The sequence below is a fragment of the Azotobacter bryophylli genome, from assembly GCF_042643485.1.
GTDB classification, from domain to species: domain Bacteria; phylum Pseudomonadota; class Gammaproteobacteria; order Pseudomonadales; family Pseudomonadaceae; genus Azotobacter; species Azotobacter bryophylli.
Genome location: NZ_JBHRSJ010000035.1, coordinates 20023 through 46982, shown reverse-complemented (window position 1 = coordinate 46982; position 26960 = coordinate 20023). Strand labels below are relative to the sequence as shown.

Sequence of the window (26960 nt, the reverse complement as noted above, 5' to 3'; positions counted from 1 at the left end):
ACGCCGCAGCCGGCGGCTCAGTCGGCTTTCGACCCGCTCTTGCGCGCGATCGGTAGAGACCATTCGGAATCGGCCAGCCGCAAATGGTGGCGATGGATGATGGCAGGAATGGTGCCGTCGGCCATCAATGCCCGGAGCCCGGCCATGAAATCCTGGAATTCGGCGTCCTTCCCGGTCATCCGCGAAAAGCCGAAGCCGAAGCCCCGATACTCGAACACCCCCACGTCCTCGACGTCGGACAGCCCCAGCCGGCCGATCAGCAGGCGGGCCGAATCGGCGCTCATGATCGCGGGATCATTGCCGTAGCGCCCGGCATTCAGCTTGCGGATCAGGCGCAGATTGTCGCTCTCCTCGTGGACCGAGGCGATCCCCCGCAGGCGCTCCCCCACCGCATAAGAAGCGCCGGAGGGGCCGAACACATGGACGAGGCGTCCCGTCAGGTCCTGCGGCCGTCGGTAGCGCAGCGGCGTGCTCCGATGGGCGTAGACGTTCAGACTGGAGGTCACCAGGGGCGGCGTGAAGCGGATCGTCCCTTCCCGGGGGGGCGTCGGAAAAACGGCGAAGATGGCGTCCGCCTTGCCCTCTTCGATCATCATCAGGGCTCGACGCCAGGGCGCCTGATCGATCACGCAGCGATAATGGATGTAGGCACAGACCTCATGCACCACCTCGGCGAACGGACCGGAGGTGGCAGGTGCCTGATCCGCAATAGCAGTGCCGAAGGAATTGAATTCCCCCGTCACGAACCGCAGCGAATGGCTGGCTTGCGCCGATCCGGTCAGCAACCCCAGCAAAATGGCGAAATAGATGCGCAGCATGGCTTTCCATGGGCCCCGCATTGCGCGGGGAGCTTTTTCGAGATCCCAAAAAAGAGGCGAGGAAGACCTCGCCTATTCTCTTTTTCGCAATTCCCTTTTGTTCCTGCTCATCTTCCTTGATGAATCGCCATCCTGCGATTTCCAGGGGCCGACATTCCTTGCCAGCCTGCGTCTCTCCGTCGACACAGGCGAGATACTAGCGTCCATGGGGCGCAGGACAACCTATCCCCATACGCGCCCCAAAATCGTACCGGCGCCGACGACAGAAAATAAATCCTTACAAATCAATTGGTTGAATCATAAAAACCAAGTAAGGGGCGATACGCCTTCCGGCTGACTTCCAACCTGCCTACAAAGGCTGTAGGAAAATGCTTACAGCACACCGGGCAAACCGAGCGGCTCTGCCAACCTGGTGCCGGCCGCGCACCAAATTGAAAAAATTGAAATAAGAAGCGACCAATTTCTCCGACGAATAGCACGATCGTGCCGTATGCTTGCCGGCTGCTTAGTTACGCTTTCGCTCGCCTGTACGTAAGGAGCGCCCGTTGAAGATCCTGCTCGTCTCTCTCATCTCCGCCTCATTCCTCCCGACGGCCCTGGCCGAACCCATGGACTGCGAAGTCAATGGAATCACCGATGGCAACGGTTTCACCTGCCTCACGGCGCAGCGACAGCAGATCGCGGTTCGCCTGGCCTACATCGACGCCCCCGAACGCACCCAGCCGTTCGGCTATCAATCGCTCCTGCTGCTGGCGGACCTGATCTTCCGCAAGAAGGTGGTCCTGACGCCCCTCAGCACCAACGATTACCAGCAGCTGGTGGCCCGGGTGACGAGCGGCGACAGGGACATCGGACAGGAAATGGTCAGCCGCGGCGGCGCCTGGGTGTACCACCAATACAATCACGACCCCGAATTGCCACGGCTGGAGCAGGAAGCCAGAGAGGAGAAGCGCGGCCTGTGGAGCCAGCAGGAAGGCAGGATCGTCCCGCCCTGGGAATGGCGGTCGCCGGGAACCGGCAAGGTGATCGAATAAGGGGGCGCAATCGCCCGAAAAAAAACCGGGACCACGAGGGTCCCGGTTTTTCGCTGTTCACAGGGCTGCGAGCGCAGCTGCTACGATCAGTCCTTGTGATGATGGTGCTTCTTGTGCCCGCCGATGGCACCGCCGAGCGCACCACCCAGGCCTGCTCCGACGGCCGCACCGGTGCTGCCGCCGAGCTGGTTGCCCAGCAGCGAGCCGCCGGCGGCGCCGAGGCCGCTACCCACGGCCGCTTCGGTCTTCTGACCGTGCTTGGCGGTCATCGCACCGCCCGCCGCGGCGCCCAGACCGGCGCCGATCGCAGCGCCGCCGGCACCGCCGCCCATTTGCTGACCGACGACGCTACCCAGAGCGCCGCCGACACCGCCGCCGACGGCGGCCTGGGTGCCACCTTCGGCCATGGCGCCTTGGGCGAACAGCAGGCTCAGGGTCAACACAGAAAAAGTCTTACGCATGTTACTGACCTCAGGGAGGGGTTGATAAAACATGCGTATTGTCGCGAGCGAAGCGGCGTTGGGCAAATGGTATGCGTAACCGGTTGTGAAACGTCTCAGAAAGAGACTTTTCGGAACCAGTAAACGATGATCGGTGCCAGCACTAGGCCATTACAGTCGGCCGGACGGGGTTAGCCGGGAACAGATCGCCAATCCTCGGCGGCCGGGTCGTCAGCGCCGCCCGAACCCACCGGTTCCGATGGAATCCTCGGTGTTCCGGGGACGAGTGAGACGCTCGATGTACAGACCGGCCGAAAACAGGACGCAACCGGCCAGCGACAGCAGGAAAATGTGCAGAGCGGACATCTGCAGGCCCTCCATGGCGTGATGGTTTCATACTGACAGCAATCCCTTGCCGCTGGTTTCGCCGCCCGTCCAGATGGTCGGGCCGGTCAGAGGATGACGCTCAACAGGGCGGCGCCGTAAAGAAGCAATATGCCTATTTCCAGGCTCCCGGTGAGGATGGCGTCCAGCAGCCTGGAGCGGACCGAACCTTCGTTGATGCGCAGCATGCCCCGATTCTCCCTTGCCAGTTCTTCGTTCTGGATCTGCCTACCTCTCCCCGGTGGCTTCGAAACGGCCCAAAACGCAAGTGCCTGAGGAACAACCAGCAACACTGACAGATAAGGCGATTCCCCAGGGCAGGTCAAGGGCTCCGGGCGAATAGGAACGATCGCCCCAGGCGGCGCAGCTATGCTGGAGGGGAAAGTCCCGCAAAGGGGGCTATCATGTCGCCCGAGAGCAGCGCCCGGGACGGGCCTCGAGATTCTCCATTGCGACTGATGAGGAAGACATGAGCATCAAGATCATCCACGTGCAGCCCGGCGGCGGTTTCGACCGCGTGACCCTGGGAGTCGGCGAGTCCGCCAAGCCGCAGGCCGGCGAAATCCAGGTGCGCATCCGAGCCAGCTCGCTCAACTTCCACGACTATGCCGTGGTCACCGGACTGATGGCGCCGACCCAGCCACGCATCCCCCTCTCCGATGGCGCCGGTGAAGTCATCGCGGTTGGTGAAGGCGTCACCGAGTTCGCCGTGGGCGATCACGTGGTCAGCACCTTCTTCCCCACCTGGCTGGACGGCGAGCCCGAAGTCGACGGCTTCGCCACCGTGCCCGGCGACGGCATCGACGGCTTCGCCCGCGAAGAGGTGTCCATGCCGGCCACCGCCTTCACCCTCGCGCCCGCGGGCTGGAGCCACGCCGAGGCGGCGACCCTGACCACCGCCGGCCTGACCGCCTGGCGTGCCCTGATGTGCGACGGCGGCCTGAAACCCGGCGACAGCGTGCTGGTACAGGGCAGCGGCGGCGTGTCGGTATTCGCCCTGCAGCTCGCCAAGCTGGCGGGAGCCACGGTGATCGCCACCTCTTCCAGCGACGACAAGCTCGCCCGCCTGGAAGCCTTGGGTGCCGACCACCTGATCAACTACCGCAAGGACCAGCGCTGGGGCGAGACCGTGCGCCGACTGACCGGCGGACGCGGGGTCGATCACGTGATCGAGGTGGGCGGCCCGGAGACCCTGGAGCAGTCGATGATCGCCGCGCGCATCGGCGGACACATCGCCATTATCGGCATCCTGTCGGGGACCGAAGCCCGTCTGCCGGTCATCACGGCGCTGACCCGGCAGCTGCGCCTGCAGGCGCTGATCGTCGGCAACCGGCGCCAGCAGCAGGACATGATCCGCGCCCTGGAGGCGACCGGCATGCGCCCGGTCATCGACCGGCACTTCCCGCTGGAGGAGATGGTCGAAGCCTTCCGCTACGAGGAGAGCAAGCGCCATTTCGGCAAGATCTGCCTGGACATCTGAGCCGAACCGGGCCTCCCGCGCTGGTGGCCCCGCCTGTATGGCCCCGCGCGGGGCCTTCCGCCGTATGGCGCTCTGCACGGCGGCGAGCCCCCTACACTTTCCTCGAACGGAGCCATCCGCGCCGGGCGAACCGGCCCGGCACTGAATTGATGTCCCCCTTGCCTCGGGCCCCACTGCGCCCGAGCAGGCCGCTCTAGGACTACGTCTACCACGGGATCCGCGACACGCCGGCAAGCAGGCCGTCGCGGCACCGACGAACCCGGGAGCCGAACATGAACCTTGCCACCCCCTATCTCGGCCTCGAACTGCGCAACCCGCTGATCGCCTCGTCGTCGTCGCAGAACGGCGACATCGACCACCTGCGCCGGCTCGACGACGCCGGCATCGGTGCCGTGGTCCTGCCATCGGTGTTCCAGGAACAGCTCGAGGCGCAGCAGAGCGACTTCGAGAGCCTGCTGGCGCAGCAGCCGAACCATTCGCCGGAGGCGGAGAGCTACCTGCCGCCGATCGACAGCGGCCCCTACGGCCTGGGTCCGGAGCACCATCTGGCGCTGGTCATGCGGGCCAAGCGCGAACTGTCGGTGCCGGTGATCGCCAGCCTGAACGGCAGCTCGCTCAGCGGCTGGACCCGTTACGCCGCACTGCTCGAAGAGGCCGGGGCCGACGCCCTGGAGCTCAACATCTACTTCGTGCCGGTGGACATCGAGGAGCCCGGCACGGCGGTCGAGCAGCGCTACCTCGACGTACTCGGCGCAGTGCGGCAGACGGTGAAGATCCCGGTGGCGGTGAAGATGCCGCCCTACTTCAGCTCGGTCGGCCACATGGCCAAGCGGCTGGTCGAGGCCGGGGCCGATGGCCTGGTGCTGTTCAACCGCTACCTGCAGCCGGACATCAACCTGACCCGCATGGAGCTGTCCAGCGAGCTGGTCCTGAGCCGCCCCGGGGAGATGCGCCTGCCGCTGATGTGGACCGCCCTGCTGGCCGGCCGGATCGAGGCCTCGCTGGCCGCCTCCACCGGCGTGGAGAACGTCGATCAGGTGCTGAAGTACCTGCTCGCCGGCGCCGATACGGTGATGCTCGCCGCGGCGATCCTGCGCCACGGACCGACCTACGTGCGCACGCTGCTGGAAGACCTCGAGGCCTGGCTGGAATCCCGCCGCCTGGAGTCGCTGGCGCAGATCCGTGGCAACATGAGCTGGTCGAGGCTGAAGAAGCACGACAACTACATCCGGGCCAACTACCTGCACCTGCTGGAAACCTTCACCAGCGCCCACAACGCCTGAGCGACGTCGGCGGCTGGCACGGCCGGCAGGCGCAGCGGCCCGCCCGATCCACCCCGAGGTCTCTCCATGCGCATCACCCTGTTCAGCAGCAAGCCGTACGACCGCGACAGCTTCGTCGCCGCCAATCCGAAGCACGGCTTCGACCTGCACTTCCTCGAGGCCCGGCTCGACCGGGACACCGTCGCCCTGGCGGCGAACGCCGAGGTGGTCTGCCCCTTCGTCAACGACGACCTCTCCGCCCCGGTGCTCGAAGCCCTGGCCGCCGGCGGCACCCGGCTGATCGCCCTGCGCTCGGCCGGCTACAACCATGTCGACCTGGCCGCGGCCGACCGCCTCGGCCTGCCGGTGGTGCGGGTGCCGGCCTACTCGCCGCACGCGGTGGCCGAACACACGGTGGCGCTGGTCCTGGCCCTCAACCGGCGCCTGCCGCGGGCCTACAACCGTACCCGCGAGGGCGATTTCTCGCTGCACGGACTGACCGGCTTCGACCTGTACGGCAAGCACGTCGGGGTGGTCGGCGGCGGGCAGATCGGCGCAACGTTCGCCCGCATCATGCTGGGCTTCGGCTGCCGGGTGCAGGTCTACGACCCCTTCCCCAACCCCGAACTGGCCGCCCTGGGCATCGAATTCGTCGGGATCGACCAACTGCTGGCCGGCAACGACATCGTCAGCCTGCACTGCCCGCTGACCCCGGAAACCCACCACCTGATCGACCACCAGAGCCTGGCGCGGATGAAGCGCGGGGCCATGCTGATCAACACCGGGCGCGGCGCGCTGATCGAGACGCCGGCGCTGGTCGACGCGTTGAAGAGCGGCCAGCTGGGCTACCTCGGCCTCGACGTGTACGAGGAAGAGGCCGGCCTGTTCTTCGAGGACCACTCCGACCAGCCCCTGCAGGACGACGTGCTGGCGCGCCTGCTGACCTTCCCCAACGTGATCGTCACCGCCCACCAGGCCTTCCTCACCCGCGAGGCCCTGGCGGCGATCGCCGCCACCACGCTGGACAACGTCGCTGCCTGGCGCACCGGAGCCATGGCCAACCGCGTGACCGAGCACTGAGGGCCGCCGCCCGCCTGACGCCTGGCGCGAAGCCGTTGGCGTCCGCGACAACTGACGCCCACGGGCAGAACCGCCAAACTGGAGCTACAAATGATCCTTAGGGAGCGCCCGCGCGACTCCGCCAGCCGGCGGGCGGACGCTCTGGGTCGCACTTCGGCGGCCGGACGCCAGTCCGACTCGACCATGGTGGCGAGGCCTTGCGAGCCGATATACTAGGCACGGCAGTACCTCCTTCGCCGCCGGACACTCTTCTGGCAGCTCGTTCTTGCAGCACTGATCGAACCGGCCTGCGCCACGGCACCGGGTCCAGGCGCGGACGGCCGGACCGGATGGCGGTCGAGCATTGGCCGTCGGCCCCTCTCCGTACCAGGAATCGAGCATGCAGCAGGAAAGAAAGAAAGTGCCGCTCAAGTGGCTCCTCGTCGCCGGCGCGCTGGTCGCGGCGGGCGTCTTCGCCTGGCTGGAGCTGCGCCCCAAGGGGCTCGGCGACGGCTTCGCCAGCGGCAACGGGCGCATCGAGGCGACCGAGATCGACGTGGCGACCAAGCTCTCGGGCCGCATCGCGGCCATCAACGTCGACGAGGGCGATTTCGTCCAGCCCGGGCAGATCCTCGCCAGCATGGATACCGCGTCCCTCGAGGCCCAGCTGACCCAGGCCGGGGCCAACGTGGCCAAGGCGCAGAACGCCATCTTCACCGCCCGCGCCCTGGTCGCCCAGCGCCAGAGCGAGAAGGACACCGCCGTCGCCGTGGTGCTCCAGCGCGAAGCCGAACTGGACGCGGCGGACAAGCGCTTCCGGCGCAGCGACGTGCTGGTCCAGCGCAACGCCCTGGCCCACCAGCAGCTCGACGACGACCGCGCCAGCATGCTCAGCGCCCGCGCCGCCCTGGCCGCCGCCCGCTCCCAGGTGCTCTCGGCCCAGTCCGCGATCAAGGCGGCCGAGTCCCAGGTGATCGAGGCGGAGTCGAACCTGGCCGCCATGCAGGCGTCGGTGACCCGGCTGCAGGTGGACATCGACGACAGCCAGTTGAAGACCGACCGCACCGCCCGCGTACAGTACCGCGTGGCCGAGCCCGGCGAAGTGCTGCAGTCCGGCGGCAAGGTGCTCAACCTGGTCGATCTGTCCGACGTCTACATGACCTTCTTCCTGCCGACCCGCCAGGCCGGCCGGGTGGCCATGGGCAGCGACGTGCACCTGGTGCTGGATGCCATACCGCAGTACGTGCTGCCGGCCAAGGTGACCTACGTCGCCAGCGTCGCCCAGTTCACCCCGAAGACCGTGGAAACCGAGGTCGAGCGGGAGAAGCTGATGTTCCGCATCAAGGCGCGCATCGACCCGGAGCTGCTGCGCAAGCACCTCAGGCAGATCAAGACCGGCCTGCCCGGCGTGGCCTACGTCAAGCTCGATGAGAAGGCCGAATGGCCCGCCCAGCTGCAGGTGAACCTGTCGCCATGAGCGCGCCCCACTCGACGGTGGCGCAGCTCGAGGGCGTCGGCCTGCGCTACGGCAAGACCCGCGCGCTGGACTCCCTGAGCCTGGAGATCCCGGCCGGACGCATGGTCGGCCTGCTCGGCCCGGACGGGGTCGGCAAGTCCAGCCTGCTGGCGCTGATCTCCGGCGCGCGGCAGATCCAGGAAGGCACGGTCCGGGTGCTCGACGGCGACATGGCCGACGCCGGGCACCGCCGCGCGGTCTGCCCGCGCATCGCCTACATGCCCCAGGGCCTGGGCAAGAACCTCTACCCGACGCTGACCGTCTTCGAGAACCTGGAGTTCTTCGGCAGCCTGTTCGGCCAGGACGCCGCCGAGCGCCGGGCGCGCATCGCCGAGCTGACCCGCAGCACCGGCCTCGCCCCCTTCACCGACCGCCCGGCGGGCAAGCTCTCCGGCGGCATGAAGCAGAAGCTGGGGCTCTGCTGCGCGCTGATCCACGATCCCGACCTGTTGATCCTCGACGAGCCCACCACCGGCGTCGACCCGCTGTCGCGCACCCAGTTCTGGGATCTCATCGACCACATCCGCGAGCATCGCCCGGGCATGAGCGTGCTGGTGGCCACCGCCTACATGGACGAGGCCCAGCGCTTCGACTGGCTGGTGGCCATGGACGAGGGCCGCATCCTCGCCACCGGCAGCCCGCAGGAGCTGCTCGAGCGCACCGCCTGCAAGGACCTGGAGGAAGCCTTCATCGCCCTGATGCCGGAGGAGAAGCGCCACGGGCACCATGCCCTGGTCATCCCGCCGCGGCCGGCGAACAACGAGGTGGCCATCGAGGCCCACGGCCTGACCCGCCGCTTCGGCGATTTCGTCGCCGTCGACCATGTGGACTTCCGCATCGAACGCGGGGAGATCTTCGGCTTCCTCGGCTCCAACGGCTGCGGCAAGACCACCACCATGAAGATGCTCACCGGCCTGCTGCCGGCCAGCGAGGGCCGCGCCCTGCTGTTCGGCAAGGAGGTCGACTCCAGCGACATGTCGATCCGCCAGCGGGTCGGCTACATGTCCCAGTCCTTCTCGCTCTATTCCGAGCTGACCGTGGGGCAGAACCTGGATCTGCACGCCCGCCTGTTCCACGTGCCGGAGGAGCGGCGCCAGGCGCGCATCGACGCCATGGTCGAGCGCTTCGCCCTGCAGGAGGTGATCGACAGCCTGCCGGGCGACCTGCCGATGGGCATCCGCCAGCGCCTGTCGCTGGCCGTGGCGGTGATCCACGAGCCGGAGATGCTGATCCTCGACGAGCCCACCTCGGGCGTCGACCCGATCGCCCGCGACGGTTTCTGGGAGCTGCTGATCCAGCTCTCGCGCGAGGACGGGGTGACCATCTTCATCTCCACCCACTTCATGAACGAGGCGCTGCGTTGCGACCGCATCTCGCTGATGCACAACGGCAAGGTGCTGGACAGCGACAGCCCGCGGCGGCTGATAGAGAAGCGCGGCCTGCAGAGCCTCGAGGAAACCTTCATCGCCTATCTGGTGGACGCCGCCGGCGACGCCGTGGCGCCGCAGGAAACGCCGCCCCTGCCGCCGCAGATCCAGCACGACGCCGCGGCCGACCATTCCCGCTTCAGCCTGCGTCGCCTGCTCACCTACAGCAAGCGCGAGGCCATGGAGCTGCAGCGCGACCCGATCCGCGGCACCCTGGCCCTGCTCGGCACCGTGCTCCTGATGTTCATCGTCGGCTACGGCATCAACATGGACGTGGAGAACCTGCGCTACGCCGTGCTCGACCGCGACCAGAGCACCGCCAGCATGGAATACGCGCTGAACATCGCCGGCTCGCGCTACTTCAACGAGCAGCCGCCGCTGACCGACTACCAGGATCTCGACCGGCGCATGCGCAGCGGCCAGATCAGCCTGGCGGTGGAGATCCCGCCGAACTTCGGCAAGGACCTCAAGCACGGCGACCAGCCCGAGGTGGCCTTCTGGATCGACGGCTCCATGCCGACCCGCGCCGATACCATCCGCGGCTATGCCCAGGGCCTGCACCAGAGCTACCTGGAAGAACTCGCCCGGGAGGCGCCTGAGCCCCTGCCGGCCCGCCCGGCGCAGATCGCCGAGCGCTACCGCTACAACCCCGACGTGCAGAGCCTGCCGGCCATGGTTCCGGCGGTGATCCCGATCCTCCTGATGATGATCCCGGCGATGCTCACCGCCCTGGGCGTGGTGCGCGAGAAGGAGCTGGGCTCGATCACCAACTTCTACGTCACCCCGACCACCCGGCTGGAATTCCTGGTCGGCAAGCAGTTGCCCTACATCTGCCTCGGTATCTTCAACTTTTTCATGCTGACGCTACTGGCGGTGTTCGTCTTCGGCGTGCCGGTCAAGGGCAACCTGCCGACCCTGATCATCGGCGCCGTGCTCTACGTCACCTGCTCCACCGGCCTAGGCCTGCTGATCTCCTCGCTCCTGAACAGCCAGACCGCCGCGGTCTTCGGCACCGCCATCGCCACCCTGGTGCCGGCGGTGCAGTTCTCCGGCCTGTACCACCCGATCTCGACCCTGCAGGGCATGAGCGCCTTCATCGGGCACATCTACCCGACCAGCTACTTCCTCACCATCAGCCGCGGCGTGTTCTCCAAGGCGCTGGGGCTGATGGACCTGTATCCCTACTTTGTCCCCTTGCTGGTGGCCGTGCCGGTGCTGACCCTGCTCAGCATCGCCGGCCTGCGCAAGCAGGAGAAGTGACATGCGCCTGGCCCGCCCCAGCAACATCCTGCAGCTCGGCATCAAGGAGCTGCGCAGCCTCTACCGCGACGGCGCGCTGCTGCTGCTGATCATCTACTCCTTCACCCTGGACGTGTACTCCCAGGCCACCGGTACCCCGGAGGAGCCGTACCGGGCGACCATCGCCGTGGTCGACGAGGACCGCTCGCCGGTCAGCGAGCGCATCATCGACGCCTTCCAGGAACCCTACTTCCTCAGGCCCGAGCACATCACCCTGGCGGAAATGGACAAGGGCATGGACGAGGGGTTCTACACCTTCACCCTGAGCATCCCGCCGGACTTCCAGTCGGACCTGCTGGCCGGCCGCCAGCCGGCCATCCAGCTCAACATCGATGCCACCCAGATGAGCCAGGCCTACACCGGCGCCGGGCACATCCAGAACATCATCGCCAGCGAGATCGCCGAGTTCCTCAAGCGCTACCGGGGCGAGACGCCGACGCCGGTCGAGTCGGTGGTGCGGGTCCTGTACAACCCCAACCTGATGAGCACCTGGTTCGGCGCGATCAACGCGGTGATCAACCAGATCACCATGCTGTCGATCATCCTCACCGGCGCCACGCTGATCCGCGAGCGCGAGCACGGCACCATCGAGCACCTGCTGGTGATGCCGGTGACCCCCTTCGAGATCATGGCCGCCAAGGTCTGGTCCATGGGCCTGGTGGTGCTGGTCGCCGCCGCCCTGTCCCTGCGCTTCATCGTCCAGGACTGGATCCGGGTGCCGATCCAGGGCTCGATGCTGCTGTTCCTGGGCGGCGCCGTCCTGCACCTGTTCGCCACCACTTCGATGGGCATCTTCTTCGGCACCCTCGCCCGCTCCATGCCGCAGCTGGGCCTGCTCAACGTCCTGGTGCTGATGCCGCTGCAGGTCCTCTCCGGCGGCATGAGCCCGCGCGAGAGCATGCCCGAGTTCGTGCAGAACATCATGCTGGTGGCCCCCACCACCCACTTCATCATGCTGGCGCAGGCCATACTGTTCCGTGGCGCCGGAGTCTCCACCGTCTGGCCGCAGTTGCTGACGTTGGCCGTGATCGGCTCGCTGTTCTTCGTCGGCGCGCTGTCGCGGCTGCGCAAGTCGCTGCAGTAGCAGTACAAGGAAACCAAGCACCATGCGTCTGTCTACCCGTGAACGGACAAGGACTGCCCTCATGAACAGGACCTGCGGCTCTCTACTTCTCCTCGCTCTGAGCATCGCCCTCGGCAGCCTGCCCGAGCCGCTGCGTGCGGAGGAACCCTCACCACCGGAGAAGACCGACCTGATCGGCGTCTATCGGGAGGCCGTGCTGAGCAACGCCAATATCGCCGCCTCCCGCGCCGACTACCAGGCCACCCGGGAAGTGGTGCCGCAGGCCCGCGCCGGCCTGCTGCCGCAGATCAACGCCGGCGGCAGCTACACCGACACCCGTTACGACGTGAAGCAGTACGGGCACACGCTCAACCGCAACGGCATGCTCTTCCAGGCCAGCCTCAACCAGGCGATCATCCGCGCCGACCGCTGGTTCCAGCTGCGCGCCGCCAAGGCGGTGGACAAACAGGCGGCGCTGCAGCTGGCGGCGCTGGAGCAGAACCTGATCATGCAGAGCGCCGAGAACTACTTCGCGGTGCTGCGCGCCCAGGACAACCTGGCCGCCAACAAGGCCGAGGAAGCGGCGTTCAAGCGCCAGTACGAGCAGGCCAGGGAGCGCTTCGACGTCGGCATGTCGGACCGCACCGACCTGCTCGAGGCGCAGGCCGGCTACGACACCGCCCGCGCCAACCGGATCGTCGCCGAGCGCCAGGTGCAGGACGCCTTCCAGGCGCTGACCACCCTGACCAATCGCGACTACCACTTCGTCCAGGGCATCCGCCATACCCTGCCGGTGGCGCCGCCGACGCCGGTCGACGCCCAGTCCTGGGTCGACATCGCGGTCAAGAGCAACCTCAACCTGCGGGCCAGCCAGTACGCCGTGACCAGCGCCGAGGAAACCCTGCGCCAGCGCAAGTCCGGCCACGCGCCGACCGTCGATCTGGTGGCGCGCTACGAGCGCGGCAACAACGATAGCCTCGGCTACGTCAACAACCCCTTCACCAACCGCTTTATCAACTACAGCGGCACCGTCTCCCAGAGCAGCATCGGCGTGGAGCTGAACATCCCGATCTCCACCGGCGGCCTGACCAGCTCGCAGGTGCGCGAGTCCTACCAGCGCCTGTCGCAGAGCGAGCAACAGCGCGAGGGGCAACGCCGGCAGGTGGTGCAGGACACCCGCAACTTCCACCGGGCGGTGAACACCGACGTGGAACAGGTGCAGGCGCGCCGGCAGGCCATCGTCTCCAACCAGAGTTCCGTTGAAGCCACCGAGCTCGGCTACCAGGTCGGCACGCGCAACATCGTCGACGTGCTCGAGGCGCAGCGTTCGCTGTACAGCGCCGTGCGCAGCTACAACGACGCGCGCTACGACTACATCCTCAACCAGCTGCGCCTGAAACAGGCCGCCGGCGTGCTCAGCCCGGAGGATCTGCAGGATCTGTCGCAATACCTCAAACCCGACTACGACCCGGACCGCGACTTCGTCCCGCCGGGGGTCAAGCTCAGCGACGCGAAGCTGGATTTCTGAGCGGGCCGAGACGGGCCTCTGCGCCTCTCAGCCCGGTCGCGATCCAGAGAGCCAGAGCCCGATCTCGACGCCGCGCAGCGGATCGTGGAGCGGCTCTCAGCCGAAGGTGATGTACATCTTGTAGGCGATGGTCGACAGCATGCAGGCCCAGCCGACGGCGATCAGCGCGACGCCCCAGTTCTGCGCGCGATTGGCGAAGCCGACCCCGAGCAGGACGAAGCCGATCCCGATCACCAGCAGCATGGTTTCCAGTTCGTTCATGCGTTTCCCTCGATTGGCAGTGAGACGTCCGTCCGGCCGTACCCCCTCATCCGCGCTCGGCCGCAGGGTTATTGTCATCCATCGGCGCCGCGGCGCAAACCGCGGGCACCCGGCAGGCCTCAGTGCGCCTGCTGGGCCTCTTCCCTCTCCGCCTCGCTCTGCTGCAGGCGCCACATCTGGGCATAGACCCCGCCGCTGGCCAGCAGCGCAGCATGGGTGCCGCGCTCGACGATGCGCCCGCGGTCCATCACCAGGATCTGGTCGGCGTTCATCACCGTGGACAGGCGGTGGGCGATCACCAGGGTGGTGCGGCCGACCTGGATGCGCTCCAGCTCGGCCTGGATGGCGCGCTCGGACTGGGAATCCAGCGCCGAGGTGGCCTCGTCGAAGATCAGGATGCCGGGGTTCTTGAGGATCGCCCGGGCGATGGCCACGCGCTGCTTCTCGCCGCCGGAGAGCTTCAGGCCGCGCTCGCCCACCTGGGTCTGGTAGCCGTCCGGCAGACAGTCGATGAAGTCGTGGATGTGCGCGGCGCGGGCCGCTTCCTCCACCTCCTCGGGGCTGGCGTCGGGCCGGCCGTAGTGGATGTTGTAGAAGATGCTGTCGTTGAACAGCACGGTGTCCTGGGGAACGATGGCGATGGCGCCGCGCAGCGAGGCCTGGGTCAGTTGGCGGATGTCCTGGCCGTCGATGGCGATGCGCCCGCCGTCGACGTCGTAGAAGCGGTAGAGCAGCCGCGCCAGGGTCGACTTGCCGGAGCCGGAGTGGCCGACTACCGCCACGGTGCCGCCGGCGGGGATCTCGAAGCTGAGGTCGTGGAGGATCTGCCGGCGCGGGTCGTAACCGAAGCGCACCGACTCGAAGCTCACGCTCGGCCGGCTGGCCTTCAACGGCCGGGCGCCCGGTGCGTCCTGCACGTCCTGGCGCTCGTCGAGCAAGCCGAACAGGCGCTCCATGTTGGTCAGCGCCTGCTTCACCTCGCGGTACATCATGCCGAGCAGGAACAGCGGCGCGGAGAGCTGCAGCAGGTAGGTGTTGACCAGCACCAGGTCGCCCACCGTCAGGCTGCCGGCCACCACCCCGGCGGCGGCCAGCCACATCATCGCGGTGACGCCGAGCGAGACGATGGCCGCCTGGCCCAGGTTGAGCAGCGCCAGGCTGGTGGTCGCCTTGACCTTGGCGTTCTCCAGATGGCGCAGGTTCTCGTCGTAACGCGCCGCCTCGTGCTCCTCGTTGTTGAAGTACTTGACCGTCTCGTAGTTGAGCAGCGAGTCCACCGCCCGCTCGTTGGCGCGGGTGTCGGCCTCCACCGAGGCGCGGTAGTAGCGGGTGCGCCATTCGGTGATGGCGAAGGTCCAGGCGGCGTAGGCCAGCAGGGTGGCCAGGGTGATGGCGGCGAAGCGCCAGTCGTAGGCCCAGACCAGCACCGCGGTGACCAGGATCACCTCCAGCAGGATCGGGATGATCGAGTAGAGGGTCCAGTCGAGCAGGTCGGCGATGGCGCTGCCGCCGCGCTCCACGTCGCGGGCCACGCCACCGGTGCGCCGGCCGAGGTGGAACTTCAGGCTGAGTCCGTGCAGGTGACGGAACACCTTGAGGGTGACCTGCCGCGAGGTGCGCGCCATGACCCGGGCGAACACCACCTGGCGCAGCTCGGTGAACAGGGTCACGCCGATCCGCGCGCCGCCGTAGGCCAGCAGCAGGCCGACCGGCAGCATCAGCAGGCTCGGCTCGACGTTGAGGCCGTCGACGATGTGCTTGAGCACCAGCGGCACCACCAGGTTGAGCAGCTTGGCGGCGAACACCAGGCCGAGGGCCAGGAGGATGCGCCCCAGATAGGGGCGCAGGTAGGGCAGCAGATCGCGGATCACCGCTACGTCGCCGCGGGCCTCGCGGGCACGCTGGACGGGGTTGACGGTGACATCCTCGGAGGCTTGGTTCATCGGGCGTCTCGTGATGCGGGCCGGTCGCGGCCGGCCGGTGAATGGCGGGCCGCTATGCTGGCCCGATCGGGAAGCGCGCGCAAGGCGAGGCCCCTGCCCCGCCGTCCGCCCGGCCGAAAATGCGCAGAGGCTGACGGCGCGCCGCGGCGGAAACTGACCAACGTACGGGCAGAGGCGGAAATATCCGTCTAAACCTAAGGCCGAACGCGACCACTACTGCGACCCCGACCATAGGAGCAGCACGCCGATGCCCGATACGGCCAGCAAGCCGCAAGCCACCGCCTCCCCCCCGCCGCCAGCCTCCCAGAGCGAACGCTACAGTCGGATCCGCGCCCTCAGCGAGGAGATCTGCGCACCGTTGCAGATCGAGGATTACGTCGTCCAGAGCATGCCCGACGTCAGCCCGCCGAAATGGCATCTGGCCCATGTCAGCTGGTTCTTCGAGGCCTTCCTGCTCAAGCCCTTCCTGCGCGGCTACCGGGAGCAGGACCCGGCCTACGACCACCTGTTCAACTCCTACTACGAGACCCACGGCAGGCCCTTTCCCCGTGCCGGGCGCGGGCTGCTCTCGCGTCCCGGGGTGAGCGAGATCTACCGCTACCGCGGCCACGTCGACGCGGCCATGGAGGAACTGCTGGAACGCCCGCCGGCCGAGCACGCGGCGGAGATCGCCCGGCGCGTCGAGCTCGGCCTGCAGCACGAGCAGCAGCACCAGGAGCTGCTGCTGATGGACATCCTCCACATCCTCGCGCAGAACCCGCTGCAGCCGGCCTATCGCGACGATCTGCTGGGCACCGCCGGGCACGCCCCGAGCGAGCTGCGCTGGCTGGAGTTCCCCGGCGGCCTGCGGCAGATCGGCCATGCCGGCGCCGGCTTCGCCTTCGACTGCGAAACCCCGCGCCACCGCCAGTTCCTCGAGGACTTCCGCCTGGCCAGCCGGCCGGTGAGCTGTGCCGAATACCTCGCCTTCATCGCGGACGGCGGCTATGCCCGCCCGGAGCTCTGGCTGGCCGACGGCTGGAGCCTAGTGCAGCAGGCCGGCTGGCAGGCGCCGCTGTACTGGCGGCGCGAGGAAGGCCAGTGGCTGGAGATGACCCTCGGCGGCCTGCGCCCGCTCGACCTGCAGGCGCCGGTCTGCCATGTCAGCTTCTTCGAGGCCGACGCCTACGCCCGCTGGGCCGGCGCGCGCCTGCCCAGCGAAGCGGAATGGGAAGCGGCGGCGCAGGACGCCCCGGTGCACGGCAACTTCCTGGAGAGCGGCTTCCTGCATCCCGTCGCCGGCGGCGGCCCATGGTACGGCGACGTCTGGCAATGGACCGCTAGCGCCTACCGCCCCTACCCCGGCTTCCGCCCGCTGCCGGGCAGCCTGGGCGAGTACAACGGCAAGTTCATGTGCGGGCAGATGGTCCTGCGCGGCGGCTGCTGCGCCACGCCGCTGGGGCACGTGCGCGCCAGCTACCGCAACTTCTTCTACCCGGCCATGCGCTGGCCGTTCGCCGGGCTGCGCCTGGCCAAGGAGGCCTGAGCGTGTCCGCCGCCCTGCACTTTCACGATCAGCGCCGGACCGAGGCCGGCCTCTCCCTGCGCGACGAGGTGCTCGCCGGCTTCGCCGACACCCCCAAGCACGTCGCCCCGAAGTTCTTCTACGATCGCCGCGGCTCGGAGCTGTTCGACAGCATCTGCCGGCAGCCCGAGTACTATCCGACGCGCACCGAGGAACTGATCCTGCGCCGGGCCGCCAACGACATCGCCGAAATCGCCGGCGCGGACGCCAGCCTAGTGGAGCTGGGCAGCGGCGCCAGCCGCAAGGTGCGCCTGCTGCTGGAGGCCCTGCACCCGCCCCGTTACCTCGGCATCGACATCTCCGAGGAGTTCCTGCGCCGCAGCACCGAGCTCCTGGCCACGGACTACCCCTGGCTGGAGGTGCACGCCGCCTGCGCCGACTTCTCGCAGCCAATGCGCCTGCCGGAGGACTTCGACGGCCGGCATCCGCTGGCCTTCTTCCCCGGATCGAGCATCGGCAACTTCGATCCGGACGAAGCCCAGGCCTTCCTCGGCAACCTGCACGGCCTGCTGGCCGAAGACGGCGGCCTGCTGATCGGCGTCGACCTGCGCAAGGACCGGCGGACGCTGGAAGCCGCCTACAACGACCGAGCCGGGGTCACCGCCGCCTTCAACCTGAACCTGCTGGAGCGCATCCGCCGCGAGCTGGACAGCGACATCGAGCCGGACAGCTTCAGCCATCGCGCCTTCTACAACGAAGCGGCGTCGCGCATCGAGATGCACCTGGTCAGCCGGCGAACGCAGGAGGTCCGCGTCGAAGGCGAGCGCTTCCGCTTCGCCGAGGGGGAAAGCCTGCACACCGAGAACTCCTACAAGTACAGCGTGGACGGCTTCCGCGATCTGGCCCGCGGCGCCGGCTTCCGTCCCCTGGCCCTGTGGACCGATCCGCAGGGCTTGTTCAGCGTGCATTACCTGCAGCGGGAGTGAAGCCGCCAGCGGAGCGGCGGGCTAGCCGAGCCCGCTGCTGGCCACCGGCCGGGTTCCGGAGAGCCCGTCGAAGACTTCGGGGGTCAGCGCGTTGTTTCCCTGCTCGTCCAGCAGGGCGCGGCCGTTCGGCTGCTGCAGCATCTCCAGCAGCCGGACGCCCCGCTGGGTCGGCATGAAGTTCTCGCCAGTGCCGCCCAGCGCCTGCGGGCGCGGCTCGATGAAGCCGCCCTCCAGCAGCAGGGCCTCGTAATCCGCCGCGCGCAGGCGCATGTCGTCCATGTCGCCGGGAATCCGTCCCTCCCGCTCCTCCTTCTCCCGGGCGAGTTCCTCGGCGTAGGCGCGGGGCGTGAAGTTCACCCCGGCGCAGTCCCGGGCGCGCTGCAGCAGGCGCTCCATCAGATCCCAGTCGTAGCCCATCGTCGGCTCCTCGCGGACCGGACGGTCCGCCGTCTGTGGCTTACCCATTCCGACCCCGGCGCGCCGACGGCGTTCGGGCGAAGCGGGCCGGGCCGAAGGAGGCGACGGGGCGGATGGGACGAGGGAGTCGGCGGGGAATCAGGGGGCCAGGCGCTCGCGGAGCCAGCCGCCGTCCTGCAGGCGGTAGTTGAGACGGTCGTGCAGCCGGCTGGGGCGGCCCTGCCAGAATTCGACGCGCTCCGGCAGCAGGCGGTAACCACCCCAGTGCTCGGGGCAGTGCGGCGCGCTGTCGAGAAAACGGCTCTCGGTCTGCGCCAGCAGTTCCTCCAACTCGGCGCGGTCGCGGATCACCCGGCTCTGCGGCGAGGCCCAGGCGCTCAGGCGACTGCCCAGCGGGCGCACCTGGAAATAGGCGTCGGATTCTTCTGGAGCGACCCGCTCGACCCGGCCTTCGATGCGCACCTGACGCTCGAGGGCGGGCCAGAAGAAGGTCATGGCGGCGAACGGCCGGGCCTGGAGTTCCTGGCCCTTGGCGCTGTCGTAGTTGCTGAAGAAGGTGAAGCCGCGCTCGTCCAGGCCCTTCAGCAACAATACCCGGCAGTGCGGGCGCCCTTCGCCGTCCACGGTGGCCAGGGTCATGGCGTTGGGCTCGACCGGCAGCTGCTCGGTCTTCACCGCCTCGGCGAACCATTGCCGGAACAGGCTCAGGGGTTCGGTTGGCGCCTGGTCCTCGGAGAGGCCCAGGCGGGTATAGTCGCGACGCATATCGGCCAAAGTCTGGGGCATGGCGGATTCCTTCTGATGGTTACACTTTTAGAAGTGTAACCATCCCCCGGCTCATTTGACTTGATCTGCCACAACCAGCTTCTTCCCTGCCGTGGTGTATTGAGCCAGCACCGACGGCAGCGTCCCGCGCGGAGTCAGCAGCATCTCGACGCGACGGTTGCGCGCGCGGCCGTCCTTGCTGTCGTTGCCGACCCGCGGCAGATCGGAGCCCATGCCCTTGTACATCAGCCGGTCGCCGCCCAGGCCGCTCAGGCGGAAGATCGCGGCCACGGACCGCGCCCGCTCCTCGCTCAGCTTGCGACTGGCCGCGGCGGTGCCGCTGTTGTCGCCGTGCCCCAGCAGCAGCACGGAGGTCTTGCCGTCCTTCTCCACCAGCTTGGCCACCTTGGTGACCGGTCCGAGCGTGACCGGCAGCAGCATGCTCGGACGATCCGGGTTGAAGGAGGCGTCCACCGGCACGGTGACGACCAGCAGGTCGTCGCGGCGGCTCACTTCGAAGTGGCTGCCCCTGAGGGCGTCGCGCAGACGCGGCTCCTGGGCGTCGAGCCAAGCCTTGGTGCTCGCCTTCTGCTCCGCCCTGGCCACGGACTTGGCGTCGTCGGGCTGTTTGACGGAGCTGCAGGCGGCGATACCCGCACAGAGAAGTAAGGTGGCGGTGTTGAGAAGGAGCCGTTTCATCGAGAGGACTCGCGTTGAGTGGAGACCGGTGCCGAAGTGCCGAGCATCGAATGCTCGAGTTGATGTTTCGGTTGAAATTCTGGATGCAACATTCGATACGGAGAAGTTTTGGATCGAAAAACTGACGAGTGGTCTCAACCCAGGCATTCACCCGCCAGTCTCGCCAGCTTCTGCGCCCGCGGGTCCATCAGCACATAAGGACCGAGGCTGTTGGTGACGAAGCCGAACGCCAGTTCCCGCTCGGGGTCGGCGAAGCCGCAGGAGCCGCCGGCGCCGGGATGGCCGAAGGACTTCGGGCCGAGCCCGTAGGTGGCATTGGCCACCCGCGGCTGGTCGAGCATGCAGCCCAGGCCGAAGCGGGTCGAGGTGAGCAGGGTGCGGTCCTCGCCGACGCTGTGCTCCCGGGTCATCTCGTTGAGCAGCTCGGGCACCAGCAGGCGGCCGTCGAGCAGGGCCGCGTAGAAGCCGGCCAGGGAGCGCGCGTTGCCGTGGCCGTTCGCCGCCAGCTGCTGCATGCGCCGCCATTCGGGCTTGTTGGTGCTGGTCATGATCGACGGCGGGTTGGTGAAGGCGCGGGTGGCCAGAGCATGCGGATCGCTCATGGTGACGTGGATCAGGCGCTGGGCGGCGGCGTCGCCCAGGTTGCCCTTGCTGCGGGAGATGTGCGCGACCCGGTGGAATTCCGCGTCGTCCAGGCCGATGTGGAAATCCAGCCCCAGCGGCCGGGAGACCCGCTGCGCCACCGAAACGCCCGGCTCGCGGCGATCGGCGCGCCGGATCGGCTCGCCGATCAGCCAGCCGTAGGTGATGGGCGCATAGCCGTGCACCCCGCTGCGGGGATCCCACCAAGGCGCCTCGTTGGCCAGCGCGGAGGTCATCGCCTGCCAGTCGTACAGGGCCTCGCCCGGCAGGTTCTCGCGGATCGCCGGCAGGCCGGCCCGATGGCAGAGCAGCTGGCGCAGGGTGATCTGGCCCTTGCCGGCGGCGGCGAATTCCGGCCAGATCCGGGCGATCGGCGCATCCAGCTCGAGACGGCCCTCCTCCACCAGCTGCAGCGCGGTCACCGCGGCGAAGGGCTTGGTGCAGGAGAACAGGTTGGCGATGGTGTCGGTATGCCAGGCCTCGTGGCCGTCCTTGTCGGCCACCCCCGCCCAGACGTCCACCACCGTCTCGCCGCCGATCCGGATGCACAGCGCGGCGCCGCGCTGCTGGGGATCGTCGAACAGGGCAGCGAATCCTTGCGCCACGGTCTCGAACCGCAAATCGAAATATCCTTGAATCTGCACGTCTCACCTCATTGGGACCCAGTGTCTGGCAAGCATTCTCCCAGCCCGGGGCCTGCTTGTGAATCAGCGAGCCGGCATCGCGGCCGGCGGTGGGGCTGCTTCCCCCTTGCCGCCGCCGGCCGTGCCTCCCTGGCCTTGGGGCGCCGCCGGCAGCAGGGTCTTGCCGACCTGCAGGTTGGCCTGGCGCACGGCCTGGACGAAACCGCCGAACGGCCGGTCGGTGACGCCGACCAGACCGAGGTGGCCGTTCTCGCCATCGAGCAGGCGGCCGGTCACCGGCTGGTCCAGGTACTGGAACCAGTGCACGCCGACGATGCTGGTCTCGGCCAGCGCCCGTTCGAGGAAGCGGGCGTAGGCCGGTCCCCGCTCCTCCTCCTTGTACAACTCCTGCAGGCCGCCCCAGAACGGGCCGCGGTCGCGGCTGCCGAAGCCGAACTCGCCGACCAGGACCGGCTTGTCCAGCTGGCGCAGCGCGGCGAAGTCGTAACCCTGCTGCGGCTCGCGGGTGTAGAAGTTGAAACTCAGTACGTCGCAGTACCGGGCGCAGGCCGCCACCGCTTCCGGGGTGCTGATCGCGAAGCGCCCGCCGAGCAGCAGGTGGTTCGGCGCATGCCACTTCAGCGAGTCGGCCACGGTCTTGAAATAGGTCTCGGCGAACAGCTGCTGGAAGCGCTGCAGGTCCTCCTCGATGGCCGGGTGCTCCGGGCTCGGCAGCGGCGCCTCGAACCCCGGGTCCTCCATCAGTTCCCAGGCCGGCAGGTCGATGCCCCAGGCGGCGGAAAGCCCCTGCTGGTTGCGGTACTTGTCGCGCAGCTGCTTGAGGAAGGCGCGCTTGGCGGGCACATCGGTGGTCAGGCGCAGGGTGCCGTAGGCCAGGGCGTAGCGCGACCTGGGGTCGACTCCCGGCGCGGCCCAGCTCAGTTCGTTGTCGGCGAAATAGCCGATCAGCCAGGGATCGTCGCGGTGATCGCGGGTGGCGATGGCGATCGCCCGCTCGGCGGCCATGGCGAAACGCGGGTCGAAGGGATCGGGCATGCTGCCCCACCAGTCGTGCCCGGTGGGGATGCTCGCGTAATCGCCCAGGATCAGCAGCGGGATCGTGTAGGGCATGCGCCGCTCGGCGCCCAGGGCCAGGTCGCTCCAGTTGCCCAGGGTGTTGAAGCCCCAGGCCTGCAGGCGGTCCAGGGTATGGCTGCGCCAGCGCTGGGCGTCGTAAGCCTGGGGCTCGCAGGGCGGCGGCGCGGTGGTGGCGAGCGCTGTAGCGGCGCCGGCCGGCGCGGCGGAACTCTGCGCCGGTGCCGGGGTGCAGCTCTGCCCGTAGGCCCGGTAGAGGTTGGCGCGATAGAAGTCGTACCAGCGCCCGTGGTCGAAGCCGCGCCCCTCGCCGGCGGCGTTGCCGTGGCGGCTGTCGCTGGCCCCGTAGAAGACCGCCAGCGGGTCGTCCGCGCCGGGCAGGGCCTGGAACATGGCTTCGCGGCCCTCCACGTAGGTGCGGTGGTTGTCGGAGGAGACCGTATTCACGCCCAGGGAATAGAACGGGTGGCCCTCCGGCGTCACCAGATACCAGCGTCCCTCTTGCTTGGTCGTGTGGAAAAAGCCCTTGGCCGGAAACGCCGGCCCCTGCAGGAAACCGCCGAAGCGATCCAGCTGGGCCGGCTTGGCCAGCCACTGGTCGAGCTGCGCCCGCTCCTGCCGCGCCGAGGCCTGCAGCTGCTCGTCGCCGGACACCTTCTCCGGCCAGCCGCCGCGGCTGTACTGCCCGTAGCGGTCGACGATGCCCTGGTAGGCGGCCTGCAGCCCGTCGTCCGCGCGCAGGCCGAGACGGCTGAGCAGCAGGCTCTGGGGCACGTCGGGCCGGCTCAGGGAGAGGGTCAGCGAGACGACCCGAGCGGGGTCCAGATCGCCCTCGAGGGTAGTGACCAGGAACAGCCGCCGCCCGTCCAGATTCAGCGGCATCGGCGGGCCGGCGCGCATACCCTGGGCCCGCGGCGAAACGGCGTGCAGCGGCAGGAGCAGGGTCTGCGCCGGTCCGGAAGGCAGGCCGACGCTGCCGCTGAGGACCTTGCCGTCGGCGCTCTCGAGGCTCACCAGCAGGGTCAGCGCCCAGTCCATCCCGTTCTGGATGCGCAGACTGACCGCCCCGGCCTTCGACCAGTCCCAGCTGCCCTGCTGCGGCGTCAGGCGCAGGCTCGGCTCGGGCGCCGGGTTGAACACGACGCGGCGCAAAACTTCGCCCTCCGGCGTGCTCTCCGCGGTCAGCTCCGGCAGGTAGGCGTCCTTGCCGGACACCTGCACCACGTCGGTGGGCCGCGCGAGATTGAACAGCGTCTGCTCGGACTCGCTGCCGGCCGTGACGACCGCAGGCGCCGTCAGGCAGCAGGCAAGAAAGAGGGAAGCCAGGGGGCGCATCATTCGGTCAGCTCTCCATTGCAACCTACAGAAGACCAGATCCGGCGGAAATGATCCTGCTCCACCCATGCCGCGCGCCGGGGTCCGATCCCGGCGGAGCGCTCCGGCGCTACTCGATCTCCCGGCGGAACGGCGGCAGGGCGTTGAGGATCGCCTTGCCGTAGCGCTGGGTGACGACGCGGCGGTCGAGCAGGGTGATCGTACCGCGGTCCTGCTCGGTGCGCAGCAGGCGCCCGCAGGCCTGGACCAGGCGCAGCGAGGCGTCGGGCACGGCGATCTCCATGAACGGATTGCCGCCGCGCGCCTCGATCCATTCGGCCAGGGCCGCCTCCACCGGGTCGTCCGGTACGGCGAAGGGGATCTTGGCGATCACCACGTGCTCGCAGTAGGCGCCGGGCAGGTCGACGCCCTCGGCGAAGCTGGCCAGGCCGAACAGCACGCTGGACTCGCCGTCGTCGACCCGCGCCTTGTGCTTGTTCAGAGTCTCCTGCTTGGACAGGTTGCCCTGGATCAGCACCCGCTTGCGCCAGTCGCGGTCGAGCCCGTCGAACACGTCCTGCATCTGCCGGCGCGAGGAGAACAGCACCAGGGTGCCGCGTGCGCCCTCCACCAGACGCGGCAGTTCGCGCACGATGGCCGCGGTGTGGGCTTGCGCGTCCCGCGGATCGGCCTTCAGGTCCGGCACCCGCAGCAGGCCCGCCTCGGCGTGGGCGAAGGGGCTCGGCACCACGGCGGTGACGGCGTTCTTCGGCAGGCCGGCGCGCATGCGGAAGCGGTCGAAGCTGTTCAGCGCAGTCAGGGTGGCGGAGGTCACCAGGGCGCCGAAGGCGACGTTCCACAGATTGCGGCGCAGGGTTTCGGCAGCGAGGATCGGGCTGGCGTTGACCTCGATGTCGTGCAGCGCGCCGTTCTCGACCAGGGTCAGCCAGCGCGCCATCGGCGGGCTGTCCTCCGGGTCCTCGGCGCTGAAGGCGCCCCACAGCTCCCAGTTGCCCTGGGCGCGGGCCAGCAGGCTGCCGAACAGCGGATACCACTCCTCGGCCTGGTGGCTGGCGGCGCCCACGCCGGCCTCGCCGTCCATCGCTTCCTTGAGCAGCTCGGTGAGGCGGGTTAAGAGGTCGGAGAGGCGGGAAAATCCCTTCCTCAGTTCGATGCCCTGCTCGCGCAGATGCGCCGGCACTATGCCGCCGACAAAGCGGTGCCGCGGCCGCTCGCGGCCCTCCATGTCCTCGCCCGGACGGAAGTCGGCGAGCTGTTCGCAGGCGGCGGACATGAACTGCTGCTGGGTGCGCAGCTCGCGGGCCAGCTCAGGAATCTGCTCGATCAGCCGTCCCAGTTCGCCGGGCAGCGGGTTCTGCGCCAGCAGTCGGGTGAGGTTCTTGTCGATCTGCCCCAGCCAGTCGGCGGTGGAGCGCAGGCGGGTGAAATGGGCGAAATGGCCGATGGCCTTGTCCGGCAGGTGGTGGCCTTCGTCGAACACGTAGAGGGTGTCGCGCGGGTCCGGCAGCACCGCGCCGCCGCCCAGGGCGAGGTCGGCCAGGACCATGTCGTGGTTGGTGACGATCACGTCGACCTTGGTCATGCCGTCGCGCGCCTTGTAGAAGGCGCACTGCTGGAAGTTGGGGCAATGGCGGTTGGTGCACTGGCTGTGGTCGGTGGTCAGGCGCGCCCAGTCGGCATCCTCGATGGCCGTGGGCCAGGCGTCGCGGTCGCCGTCCCAGCGGTTGCCGGCCAGCTTCTCGATCATCTCGGAAAACAGCTTCTGGCTGGCCTCGTCGACGTCGATGCGAAAGCCCTCCTCCTCGAACAGCTGGGCGGTGGCGCTCTGCGCCTGGCCCTCCTGCAGCAGGAGGTCGAGCTTGGACAGGCACAGGTAGCGGCCGCGGCCCTTGGCCAGGGAGAAACTGAAGCTGAGGCCGCTGTTGCGCATCAGGTCGGGCAGGTCCTTGTGGACGATCTGCTCCTGCAGGGCCACGGTCGCGGTGGCGATCACCAGACGCTTGCCGGCCGCCTTGGCCGCGGGAATCGCCGCCAGGCTGTAGGCCACGGTCTTGCCGGTGCCGGTGCCGGCCTCCACCGCCACCACCGCCGGTTCGCCGGTGCGGCGGCCCTCGTCGTCCACCGGGATGTCGCCCAGCACCTTGGCCACTTCGGCGATCATCAGGCGCTGGCCGTAGCGCGGCTTCAAGCCCTTGGCTTCGAGAAAGCGGGAGTAGGCCCCCTGGATCTGGGACTTGAGTTCGGCGCTGAGCATCGACTGGACAAATTTTCAGGGTTCGCGATGGGCGGCTATGATAGCGCGGGTTTCGCTGACCGCCACCGGAGATTGCCGAATGACGCCCTTTGCCCTCGCCTACGCCCTGCATGTGCTGGCCGCCCTGATCTGGGTCGGCGGCATGTTCTTCGCCTGGACCATCCTGCGCCCCGCCACGGTCGCCACCTTGGAGGCGCCGGCGCGCCTGACGCTCTGGCCCGAGGTGTTCCGCCGTTTCTTCCAATGGGTCTGGCTGGCGGTGGTGCTGCTGCCGGCCAGCGGCGTCGCCCTGCTGCACCTGCGCTTCGCCGGCTTCGGCGGAATGCCGCGCTACGTGCACGTGATGATGGGGCTGTACATCGTCATGCTCGCCCTGTTCCTGCGCGTCCAGCTACTGCAACTGCCGCAGCTGCGCCGAGCGGTGGCGGCGCAGGACTGGCCGACCGGCGGCGCGGCACTGGCGCGGATTCGCCGGGTGGTGGGGACCAACCTGCTGCTCGGCCTGCTGGTGGTGGCCATCGCCGCCGCCCGTCCGCAGTTCTGAGCCGGCCCCGGCACCGCCCCGCCCCACCGCGCACTCCACCGGCCACTAGGCTAGTCTGCGCAGATCACCGAGGATTATCGATGACCGACAGTTTTTCCTCCCGCACGCCCCAGCAGGCCCTCGCTGCCCTGCTCGAGCGCTACGCCCCCGAGCGCCTGCTACTGGTCGGCGCCACCGACCTGCCCGCCCTCGCGGCCTATTGCCAGACCCACCCGCAGGCGCAGGTCGCCCGCTGCCCGGCCGGGCAGCTGCCGGCCGAACTGGCCGGCCGACGCTTCGAGCTGGCGATACTGGCCGACTGCCTGGAGCACCTGCCCAAGCGCACCGGCCTGGAGCTGCTGGGCGGCATCCGCAACCTGAACGCCAGCCGTCTGGCCGTACTGGTCGACCTGGCCGCCTGCGGCTGGAAGGAAACCAACCTGTTCGCCCTGGGCCTGCAGGCCAGCGAACGCTTCCAGCGCGATGAGCAGATCCTGACCCTGTTCACCTACGACATTCTCGACTACAAGCAGGTACCGGACTGGCTGAACGCCAAGTTCTGGGCCAACCCGGAAAACTTCGGCAAGTACTGGTGGTGAAAAG

Annotated in this window: 24 protein-coding genes; 13 read left to right on the top strand and 11 right to left on the bottom strand. The window is 68.3% G+C overall.

All coding sequences use genetic code 11. From position 1 onward, the window contains the following. Positions 1–17: 17 nt before the first annotated feature. Positions 18–818 (bottom strand): substrate-binding periplasmic protein, encoded by an 801-nt coding sequence (locus tag ACFOJE_RS19085; protein WP_377816409.1) that lies wholly within the window; start codon positions 816–818, stop codon positions 18–20. Here ACFOJE_RS19085 and ACFOJE_RS19080 point away from each other — a divergent pair. Together ACFOJE_RS19080 and ACFOJE_RS19075 are read left to right on the top strand one after the other, a co-directional pair. Further along, positions 808–1155 carry a hypothetical protein gene (locus ACFOJE_RS19080; protein WP_377816408.1) on the top strand — a complete coding sequence of 116 codons (348 nt, stop codon included), beginning with the start codon at positions 808–810 and terminating at the stop codon, positions 1153–1155. The genes ACFOJE_RS19085 and ACFOJE_RS19080 overlap by 11 nt on opposite strands. Before the next feature lie 208 nt (positions 1156–1363). Continuing rightward, the gene (locus ACFOJE_RS19075; RefSeq protein ID WP_377816406.1) at positions 1364–1852 is read left to right on the top strand and encodes a thermonuclease family protein; all 489 of its coding nucleotides are present in this window, start codon (positions 1364–1366) and stop codon (positions 1850–1852) included. Positions 1853–1938: 86 nt separating this feature from the next. Here ACFOJE_RS19075 and ACFOJE_RS19070 read toward each other — a convergent pair whose 3' ends face one another. Both ACFOJE_RS19070 and ACFOJE_RS19065 read right to left on the bottom strand, forming a co-directional pair. Continuing rightward, positions 1939–2313 (bottom strand): glycine zipper domain-containing protein, encoded by a 375-nt coding sequence (locus ACFOJE_RS19070; RefSeq protein ID WP_377816404.1) that lies wholly within the window; start codon positions 2311–2313, stop codon positions 1939–1941. Positions 2314–2523: 210 nt separating this feature from the next. After that, the gene (locus ACFOJE_RS19065; protein WP_377816402.1) at positions 2524–2658 is read right to left on the bottom strand and encodes a hypothetical protein; all 135 of its coding nucleotides are present in this window, start codon (positions 2656–2658) and stop codon (positions 2524–2526) included. A gap of 487 nt (positions 2659–3145) precedes the next feature. Between ACFOJE_RS19065 and ACFOJE_RS19060 the strand changes: the two genes are divergently transcribed. From ACFOJE_RS19060 to ACFOJE_RS19030, 7 genes are all read left to right on the top strand, one after another. Next, the gene (locus tag ACFOJE_RS19060; protein ID WP_377816401.1) at positions 3146–4156 is read left to right on the top strand and encodes a zinc-dependent alcohol dehydrogenase family protein; all 1011 of its coding nucleotides are present in this window, start codon (positions 3146–3148) and stop codon (positions 4154–4156) included. A gap of 272 nt (positions 4157–4428) precedes the next feature. Further along, entirely contained in the window at positions 4429–5439 is a 1011-nt protein-coding gene (locus ACFOJE_RS19055; RefSeq protein ID WP_377816400.1) for a dihydroorotate dehydrogenase-like protein, read from the top strand. Positions 5440–5505: 66 nt separating this feature from the next. Further along, on the top strand, positions 5506–6498 hold the full coding sequence (locus ACFOJE_RS19050; RefSeq protein WP_377816398.1) for a 2-hydroxyacid dehydrogenase: 993 nt from the start codon (positions 5506–5508) through the stop codon (positions 6496–6498). 379 nt (positions 6499–6877) lie between these two features. After that, complete coding sequence (locus tag ACFOJE_RS19045; RefSeq protein ID WP_377816396.1) at positions 6878–7954, top strand: HlyD family secretion protein; 1077 nt, start codon at positions 6878–6880, stop codon at positions 7952–7954. Further along, entirely contained in the window at positions 7951–10680 is a 2730-nt protein-coding gene (gene rbbA, locus ACFOJE_RS19040; RefSeq protein WP_377816395.1) for a ribosome-associated ATPase/putative transporter RbbA, read from the top strand. The genes ACFOJE_RS19045 and rbbA overlap by 4 nt, the downstream gene beginning before the upstream one ends. A gap of 1 nt (position 10681) precedes the next feature. Then, positions 10682–11803 (top strand): ABC transporter permease, encoded by a 1122-nt coding sequence (locus tag ACFOJE_RS19035; protein ID WP_377816393.1) that lies wholly within the window; start codon positions 10682–10684, stop codon positions 11801–11803. 61 nt (positions 11804–11864) lie between these two features. Further along, positions 11865–13310 carry a TolC family outer membrane protein gene (locus ACFOJE_RS19030; RefSeq protein ID WP_377816391.1) on the top strand — a complete coding sequence of 482 codons (1446 nt, stop codon included), beginning with the start codon at positions 11865–11867 and terminating at the stop codon, positions 13308–13310. Between the two features lie 96 nt (positions 13311–13406). On the opposite strand, the gene ACFOJE_RS19025 is transcribed toward ACFOJE_RS19030, so the two are convergent. Both ACFOJE_RS19025 and ACFOJE_RS19020 read right to left on the bottom strand, forming a co-directional pair. Then, the gene (locus ACFOJE_RS19025) at positions 13407–13571 is read right to left on the bottom strand and encodes a hypothetical protein (protein WP_377816389.1); all 165 of its coding nucleotides are present in this window, start codon (positions 13569–13571) and stop codon (positions 13407–13409) included. 119 nt (positions 13572–13690) lie between these two features. Beyond that, the gene (locus tag ACFOJE_RS19020; RefSeq protein WP_377816387.1) at positions 13691–15514 is read right to left on the bottom strand and encodes an ABCB family ABC transporter ATP-binding protein/permease; all 1824 of its coding nucleotides are present in this window, start codon (positions 15512–15514) and stop codon (positions 13691–13693) included. Between the two features lie 247 nt (positions 15515–15761). Between ACFOJE_RS19020 and egtB the strand changes: the two genes are divergently transcribed. Both egtB and egtD read left to right on the top strand, forming a co-directional pair. Beyond that, positions 15762–17039 (top strand): ergothioneine biosynthesis protein EgtB, encoded by a 1278-nt coding sequence (gene egtB, locus ACFOJE_RS19015; RefSeq protein ID WP_377816385.1) that lies wholly within the window; start codon positions 15762–15764, stop codon positions 17037–17039. A gap of 2 nt (positions 17040–17041) precedes the next feature. Continuing rightward, positions 17042–18004 carry an L-histidine N(alpha)-methyltransferase gene (gene egtD, locus ACFOJE_RS19010; RefSeq protein WP_377816384.1) on the top strand — a complete coding sequence of 321 codons (963 nt, stop codon included), beginning with the start codon at positions 17042–17044 and terminating at the stop codon, positions 18002–18004. A 21-nt stretch (positions 18005–18025) separates the two neighbouring features. Here egtD and ACFOJE_RS19005 read toward each other — a convergent pair whose 3' ends face one another. The 6 genes from ACFOJE_RS19005 to dinG form a co-directional block, all read right to left on the bottom strand. Next, positions 18026–18469 carry a transcriptional regulator gene (locus ACFOJE_RS19005; RefSeq protein ID WP_377816383.1) on the bottom strand — a complete coding sequence of 148 codons (444 nt, stop codon included), beginning with the start codon at positions 18467–18469 and terminating at the stop codon, positions 18026–18028. Between the two features lie 90 nt (positions 18470–18559). Then, on the bottom strand, positions 18560–19207 hold the full coding sequence (gene pdxH, locus ACFOJE_RS19000; RefSeq protein ID WP_377816382.1) for a pyridoxamine 5'-phosphate oxidase: 648 nt from the start codon (positions 19205–19207) through the stop codon (positions 18560–18562). A gap of 51 nt (positions 19208–19258) precedes the next feature. After that, the gene (locus tag ACFOJE_RS18995) at positions 19259–19885 is read right to left on the bottom strand and encodes an OmpA family protein (RefSeq protein WP_377816381.1); all 627 of its coding nucleotides are present in this window, start codon (positions 19883–19885) and stop codon (positions 19259–19261) included. A 134-nt stretch (positions 19886–20019) separates the two neighbouring features. Further along, entirely contained in the window at positions 20020–21171 is a 1152-nt protein-coding gene (locus tag ACFOJE_RS18990; RefSeq protein ID WP_377816380.1) for a serine hydrolase domain-containing protein, read from the bottom strand. A 63-nt stretch (positions 21172–21234) separates the two neighbouring features. Further along, positions 21235–23583, bottom strand: coding sequence for a beta-agarase (locus ACFOJE_RS18985; RefSeq protein WP_377816379.1), 2349 nt, complete (start codon positions 23581–23583; stop codon positions 21235–21237). A gap of 106 nt (positions 23584–23689) precedes the next feature. Then, positions 23690–25834 carry an ATP-dependent DNA helicase DinG gene (gene dinG / locus ACFOJE_RS18980; RefSeq protein WP_377816378.1) on the bottom strand — a complete coding sequence of 715 codons (2145 nt, stop codon included), beginning with the start codon at positions 25832–25834 and terminating at the stop codon, positions 23690–23692. Between the two features lie 79 nt (positions 25835–25913). Here dinG and ACFOJE_RS18975 point away from each other — a divergent pair, with 79 nt between their 5' ends. Together ACFOJE_RS18975 and ACFOJE_RS18970 are read left to right on the top strand one after the other, a co-directional pair. After that, positions 25914–26378, top strand: a complete 465-nt coding sequence (locus tag ACFOJE_RS18975; protein ID WP_377816377.1) for a CopD family protein — start codon at positions 25914–25916, stop codon at positions 26376–26378. Positions 26379–26458: 80 nt separating this feature from the next. Next, positions 26459–26956 (top strand): DUF6231 family protein, encoded by a 498-nt coding sequence (locus tag ACFOJE_RS18970; protein WP_377816376.1) that lies wholly within the window; start codon positions 26459–26461, stop codon positions 26954–26956. The last annotated feature ends 4 nt before the right edge of the window (positions 26957–26960 follow it).

What these genes read in the sequence shown, in the direction of transcription:
- ACFOJE_RS19080 (WP_377816408.1), top strand. Translation starts at nt 808, where the DNA reads ATGCGCAGCATGGCTTTCCATGGGCCCCGCATTGCGCGGGGAGCTTTT.
- ACFOJE_RS19085 (WP_377816409.1), bottom strand. Translation starts at nt 818, where the DNA reads ATGCTGCGCATCTATTTCGCCATTTTGCTGGGGTTGCTGACCGGATCG.
- ACFOJE_RS19070 (WP_377816404.1), bottom strand. Translation starts at nt 2,313, where the DNA reads ATGCGTAAGACTTTTTCTGTGTTGACCCTGAGCCTGCTGTTCGCCCAA.
- ACFOJE_RS19065 (WP_377816402.1), bottom strand. Translation starts at nt 2,658, where the DNA reads ATGTCCGCTCTGCACATTTTCCTGCTGTCGCTGGCCGGTTGCGTCCTG.
- ACFOJE_RS19060 (WP_377816401.1), top strand. Translation starts at nt 3,146, where the DNA reads ATGAGCATCAAGATCATCCACGTGCAGCCCGGCGGCGGTTTCGACCGC.
- ACFOJE_RS19055 (WP_377816400.1), top strand. Translation starts at nt 4,429, where the DNA reads ATGAACCTTGCCACCCCCTATCTCGGCCTCGAACTGCGCAACCCGCTG.
- ACFOJE_RS19050 (WP_377816398.1), top strand. Translation starts at nt 5,506, where the DNA reads ATGCGCATCACCCTGTTCAGCAGCAAGCCGTACGACCGCGACAGCTTC.
- ACFOJE_RS19045 (WP_377816396.1), top strand. Translation starts at nt 6,878, where the DNA reads ATGCAGCAGGAAAGAAAGAAAGTGCCGCTCAAGTGGCTCCTCGTCGCC.
- rbbA (WP_377816395.1), top strand. Translation starts at nt 7,951, where the DNA reads ATGAGCGCGCCCCACTCGACGGTGGCGCAGCTCGAGGGCGTCGGCCTG.
- ACFOJE_RS19035 (WP_377816393.1), top strand. Translation starts at nt 10,682, where the DNA reads ATGCGCCTGGCCCGCCCCAGCAACATCCTGCAGCTCGGCATCAAGGAG.
- ACFOJE_RS19030 (WP_377816391.1), top strand. Translation starts at nt 11,865, where the DNA reads ATGAACAGGACCTGCGGCTCTCTACTTCTCCTCGCTCTGAGCATCGCC.
- ACFOJE_RS19025 (WP_377816389.1), bottom strand. Translation starts at nt 13,571, where the DNA reads ATGAACGAACTGGAAACCATGCTGCTGGTGATCGGGATCGGCTTCGTC.
- ACFOJE_RS19020 (WP_377816387.1), bottom strand. Translation starts at nt 15,514, where the DNA reads ATGAACCAAGCCTCCGAGGATGTCACCGTCAACCCCGTCCAGCGTGCC.
- egtB (WP_377816385.1), top strand. Translation starts at nt 15,762, where the DNA reads ATGCCCGATACGGCCAGCAAGCCGCAAGCCACCGCCTCCCCCCCGCCG.
- ACFOJE_RS19005 (WP_377816383.1), bottom strand. Translation starts at nt 18,469, where the DNA reads ATGGGTAAGCCACAGACGGCGGACCGTCCGGTCCGCGAGGAGCCGACG.
- pdxH (WP_377816382.1), bottom strand. Translation starts at nt 19,207, where the DNA reads ATGCCCCAGACTTTGGCCGATATGCGTCGCGACTATACCCGCCTGGGC.
- ACFOJE_RS18995 (WP_377816381.1), bottom strand. Translation starts at nt 19,885, where the DNA reads ATGAAACGGCTCCTTCTCAACACCGCCACCTTACTTCTCTGTGCGGGT.
- ACFOJE_RS18985 (WP_377816379.1), bottom strand. Translation starts at nt 23,583, where the DNA reads ATGATGCGCCCCCTGGCTTCCCTCTTTCTTGCCTGCTGCCTGACGGCG.
- dinG (WP_377816378.1), bottom strand. Translation starts at nt 25,834, where the DNA reads ATGCTCAGCGCCGAACTCAAGTCCCAGATCCAGGGGGCCTACTCCCGC.
- ACFOJE_RS18975 (WP_377816377.1), top strand. Translation starts at nt 25,914, where the DNA reads ATGACGCCCTTTGCCCTCGCCTACGCCCTGCATGTGCTGGCCGCCCTG.
- ACFOJE_RS18970 (WP_377816376.1), top strand. Translation starts at nt 26,459, where the DNA reads ATGACCGACAGTTTTTCCTCCCGCACGCCCCAGCAGGCCCTCGCTGCC.